This is a genomic window from Escherichia sp. TW14182, assembly GCF_000208525.1.
Lineage (GTDB): Bacteria > Pseudomonadota > Gammaproteobacteria > Enterobacterales > Enterobacteriaceae > Escherichia > Escherichia ruysiae.
Genome location: NZ_AEJZ01000213.1, coordinates 1 through 4711 on the forward strand (window position 1 = coordinate 1; position 4711 = coordinate 4711).

At 51.5% G+C, this 4711-nt stretch carries 4 protein-coding genes; 3 read left to right on the plus strand and 1 reads right to left on the minus strand.

What is annotated here, in order from left to right:
* Nucleotides 1–262: 262 nt before the first annotated feature.
* Entirely contained in the window at nt 263–538 is a 276-nt protein-coding gene (gene yahO, locus EQY_RS0116985) for a DUF1471 family periplasmic protein YahO (protein WP_000848012.1), read from the plus strand.
* Between the two features lie 110 nt (nt 539–648).
* On the opposite strand, the gene prpR is transcribed toward yahO, so the two are convergent.
* Nucleotides 649–2235 (minus strand): propionate catabolism operon regulatory protein PrpR, encoded by a 1587-nt coding sequence (prpR, locus tag EQY_RS0116990; protein WP_000941008.1) that lies wholly within the window; start codon nt 2233–2235, stop codon nt 649–651.
* 238 nt (nt 2236–2473) lie between these two features.
* Between prpR and prpB the strand changes: the two genes are divergently transcribed.
* Complete coding sequence (gene prpB, locus EQY_RS0116995; RefSeq protein ID WP_000052203.1) at nt 2474–3364, plus strand: methylisocitrate lyase; 891 nt, start codon at nt 2474–2476, stop codon at nt 3362–3364.
* Between the two features lie 44 nt (nt 3365–3408).
* Nucleotides 3409–4578: a bifunctional 2-methylcitrate synthase/citrate synthase gene (gene prpC, locus EQY_RS0117000; RefSeq protein ID WP_001285883.1), complete on the plus strand. Its 1170-nt coding sequence runs from the start codon at nt 3409–3411 to the stop codon at nt 4576–4578.
* The last annotated feature ends 133 nt before the right edge of the window (nt 4579–4711 follow it).

The window sequence follows — 4711 nt, forward strand, 5'->3', positions numbered from 1 at the left end:
ATGTGGATAATGTAAGTTTTATATTGAATCTCTGGCAGGGTGAAAATATGAGATTTTTATGAAAAATAATTCAAATAACACCAACGATACTTGCAGTGAAAGTTATTAACCAGTTGGACAAGAGTGGTTCGCATTAAGAACAATACAAATATATTCTCTTTTCCTATAGATTTTTCCTAACCGCTGAACTACTTATTAATCAACCCTGATGATGACTGTTAGCTTCAGGGCATTAGCCAATCACACATTATGGAGTTCACTTATGAAAACTGGAACTAAGCTCTTAGTTGGTGCGTTAGCTTTTGTTGTTACAAACGTCTATGCTGCTGAATTGATGACCAAAGCGGAATTTGAAAAGGTTGAATCGCAATATGAAAAAATAGGTGATATTTCAACAAGTAATGAAATGTCGACTGCAGATGCAAAAGAAGATTTGATCAAAAAAGCGGATGAAAAAGGTGCTGATGTGTTGGTACTGACCTCCGGTCAGACTGACAATAAGATCCACGGTACGGCAAATATCTATAAGAAGAAGTAATTCTGAAGCCCCTGTAAATATGCCCGATGCGCACGTCTATCGGTGAGCGTAATATATTGAAATTCATGGTTTTGTAGGCCGGATAAGGCGTTCACGCCGCATCCGGCAATTTAATTTTTCAGCCGCCGCCAGAACGTCGTCCGGCTGACGCCTAAATAATTCGCCGCTGCTGTTTTATCACCATTAAATTTATCCAGTGCCTGTTGGGGTGTCAGCAAAGGGGAGGCGGTAATTTTCGCCGACTCGTGGACTAATTCCGGCAGTAGCTGTTGCAAAAACTGCGGTGTTAAATCCGGCGTCGGTTCCACACTTAAAAATAGCGCCAGTCGCTCCATCATATTGCGTAGTTCACGAATATTTCCCGGCCACTCATAGTGCAATAAAACCACCTGGCAGGTATTTAACCCCTCGCGTAATGCAGCAGAAAACGGGGCGGAGAGCGCCGCCAGAGACGCTTTCAAAAAGCTTTCCGCCAGCGGCAGAATATCCGCATCTCGCTCGCGCAATGGTGGCAATTGCAGACGTAGAATACTCAGTCGATAAAACAGATCACGGCGAAAATGTCCTTGCTGCATATCCTCTTCCAGATTGCAGTGGGTGGCGCTGATGACCCGCACATCCACCGGAATCGGTTGATGTCCGCCGACGCGAGTGACCTCTTTTTCTTCCAGAACCCGCAGCAGGCGAGTCTGCAAAGGAAGCGGCATTTCGCCAATCTCATCAAGAAACAGCGTGCCGCCGTGGGCGATTTCAAACAGCCCGGCGCGGCCTCCGCGTCGTGAGCCGGTAAACGCCCCTTCTTCATAGCCAAACAGCTCCGCTTCCAGCAATGATTCAGCAATCGCCCCGCAGTTGACGGCAACAAACGGATGCGACTTTTTGCCCTGTCGCGCATCGTGGCGGGCAAAGTATTCCCGATGAATCGCCTGAGCCGCCAGCTCTTTACCGGTTCCCGTTTCCCCCTCAATCAACACCGCCGCACTGGAGCGGGCATAGAGCAAAATGGTTTGCCGCACTTGTTCCATCTGTGGTGATTGACCAAGCATATCGCTCAGAACGTAACGAGTACGCAGGGCGTTGCGGGTAGTATCCTGGGCGTTATGCCGGAGAGACATGCGCGTCATATCCAGCGCATCGCTGAACGCCTGGCGCACGGTGGCAGCGGAATAGATAAAAATTCCGGTCATTCCGGCTTCTTCTGCCAGATCGGTAATCAGCCCGGCACCGACCACGGCTTCGGTGCCGTTAGCTTTTAGCTCGTTAATCTGCCCGCGTGCGTCTTCTTCGGTGATGTAGCTACGTTGATCAAGGCGCAAATTAAAGGTTTTTTGAAACGCGACCAGCGCCGGAATGGTTTCCTGATAGGTGACAACGCCGATAGAAGAGGTGAGTTTTCCGGCTTTTGCCAGTGCCTGTAACACATCGAATCCGCTGGGTTTGATCAGAATCACCGGCACCGACAGGCGGCTCTTCAGATACGCGCCGTTAGAGCCAGCGGCGATGATAGCGTCGCAGCGTTCGCTGGCCAGTTTCTTGCGGATGTAGGTCACCGCTTTTTCAAAGCCAAGCTGGATAGGCGTAATGTTCGCCAGGTGATCAAACTCAAGGCTGATATCGCGAAACAGTTCGAACAAGCGCGTCACTGATACCGTCCAAAAAACGGGTTTGTCGTCGTTCAGCCGTGGTGGATGTGCCATAGCACCCTAAAGAATTAAGAAACCGAATATTGGGTTTAGTCTTGTTTCATAATTGTTGCAATGAAACGCAGTGAAACATTGCCTGAAACGTTAACTGAAACGCATATTTGCGGATTAAATTAAGGATTTTAAATTAACTTATTGAAAATAAAAATTTAATTACATTCATGCAATTGTGGCACATCCCTTGCTTTGTGTTTATTAACGCAAATAACAAGTTGATAACAAAGGATGTGCTATGTCTCTACACTCTCCAGGTAAAGCTTTTCGCGCTGCACTCACTAAAGAAAATCCATTGCAGATTGTCGGCACCATCAACGCTAACCATGCGCTGCTGGCACAGCGTGCCGGGTATCAGGCGATTTATCTCTCCGGGGGCGGTGTGGCGGCAGGCTCGCTGGGGTTGCCCGATCTCGGTATTTCTACCCTTGATGATGTACTGACCGACATTCGCCGTATCACCGACGTTTGTTCGCTGCCGTTGCTGGTGGATGCTGATATTGGTTTTGGCTCTTCGGCCTTTAACGTCGCCCGCACCGTGAAATCGATGATCAAAGCAGGGGCGGCAGGCTTACATATTGAAGATCAAGTCGGCGCGAAACGCTGCGGTCATCGTCCGAACAAAGCGATCGTCTCAAAAGAAGAGATGGTGGATCGGATCCGCGCGGCGGTGGATGCGAAAACCGATCCTGATTTTGTGATCATGGCACGCACCGATGCGCTGGCGGTAGAGGGGCTGGATGCCGCGATCGAGCGTGCGCAGGCCTACGTTGAAGCCGGTGCCGAGATGTTGTTCCCGGAGGCGATTACCGAACTCGCCATGTACCGCCAGTTTGCCGATGCGGTGCAGGTGCCAATCCTCGCCAACATTACCGAATTTGGCGCAACGCCCCTGTTCACTACCGATGAATTACGCAGTGCCCATGTTGCAATGGCGCTGTACCCGCTTTCAGCGTTTCGCGCCATGAACCGCGCCGCTGAACATGTCTACAACGTCCTGCGTCAGGAAGGCACGCAGAAAAGCGTGATCGACACCATGCAGACCCGCAACGAGTTGTACGAAAGCATCAACTATTACCAGTACGAAGAGAAGCTCGACGACCTGTTTGCCCGTAACCAGGCGAAATAAAACACAACGAAAAATATCTCGACCCTACAAATGACGAGGACAACATGAGCGACACAACGATCCTGCAAAACAATACCCATGTCATTAAACCGAAAAAATCTGTGGCACTTTCCGGCGTTCCGGCGGGCAATACGGCGCTCTGCACCGTGGGTAAAAGCGGCAATGACCTGCATTACCGTGGCTACGATATTCTCGATCTGGCGGAACATTGCGAATTTGAAGAAGTGGCGCACCTGCTGATCCACGGCAAACTGCCGACCCGTGACGAACTCGCCGCTTACAAAACGAAACTAAAAGCCCTACGTGGCTTACCGGCTAACGTGCGTACTGTGCTGGAGGCTTTACCTGCGGCGTCACATCCGATGGATGTCATGCGCACCGGCGTTTCCGCGCTCGGCTGCACGCTGCCGGAAAAAGAGGGGCATACCGTCTCTGGCGCGCGGGATATTGCCGACAAACTGCTGGCGTCACTTAGCTCGATTCTTCTCTACTGGTATCACTACAGCCACAACGGCGAACGCATCCAGCCGGAAACTGATGACGATTCCATCGGCGGTCACTTCCTGCATCTGCTGCATGGCGAAAAGCCATCGCAAAGCTGGGAAAAGGCGATGCATATTTCACTGGTGCTGTACGCCGAGCACGAGTTTAACGCCTCCACTTTTACCAGCCGGGTGATTGCGGGCACCGGCTCTGACATGTATTCAGCCATTATCGGCGCGATTGGCGCACTGCGCGGGCCGAAACACGGTGGGGCGAATGAAGTGTCGCTGGAGATCCAACAACGCTACGAAACGCCGGACGAAGCCGAAGCAGATATCCGCAAACGCGTGGAAAACAAAGAAGTGGTCATTGGTTTTGGGCATCCGGTTTATACCATCGCTGACCCGCGTCATCAGGTGATCAAACGCGTGGCGAAGCAGCTCTCGCAGGAAGGCGGCTCGCTGAAGATGTACCACATTGCCGATCGCCTGGAAACAGTGATGTGGGAGAGCAAAAAGATGTTCCCCAATCTCGACTGGTTCTCAGCCGTTTCCTACAACATGATGGGCGTTCCCACCGAGATGTTTACGCCACTGTTTGTTATCGCCCGCGTTACTGGCTGGGCGGCGCACATTATCGAACAACGTCAGGACAACAAAATTATCCGTCCTTCCGCCAATTATGTTGGCCCGGAAGACCGCCCGTTTGTCGCGCTGGATAAGCGGCAGTAAGAAGAACGGAGCAGGAGGTAACCGCGTGCACAATTTGCCCGTTAGGGTGAGGGGGAAGGTCAGCTCAGGTGCGAGCACAGACCCTCACCCCGGCCCTCTCCCTGGAAGGGAGAGGGGGAAAAACGCGCCCCAT

Bases quoted from the DNA above. Each gene is read 5' to 3' on its own strand.
- prpC (WP_001285883.1), top strand. From the start codon at position 3,409: ATGAGCGACACAACGATCCTGCAAAACAATACCCATGTCATTAAACCG.
- yahO (WP_000848012.1), top strand. From the start codon at position 263: ATGAAAACTGGAACTAAGCTCTTAGTTGGTGCGTTAGCTTTTGTTGTT.
- prpB (WP_000052203.1), top strand. From the start codon at position 2,474: ATGTCTCTACACTCTCCAGGTAAAGCTTTTCGCGCTGCACTCACTAAA.
- prpR (WP_000941008.1), bottom strand. From the start codon at position 2,235: ATGGCACATCCACCACGGCTGAACGACGACAAACCCGTTTTTTGGACG.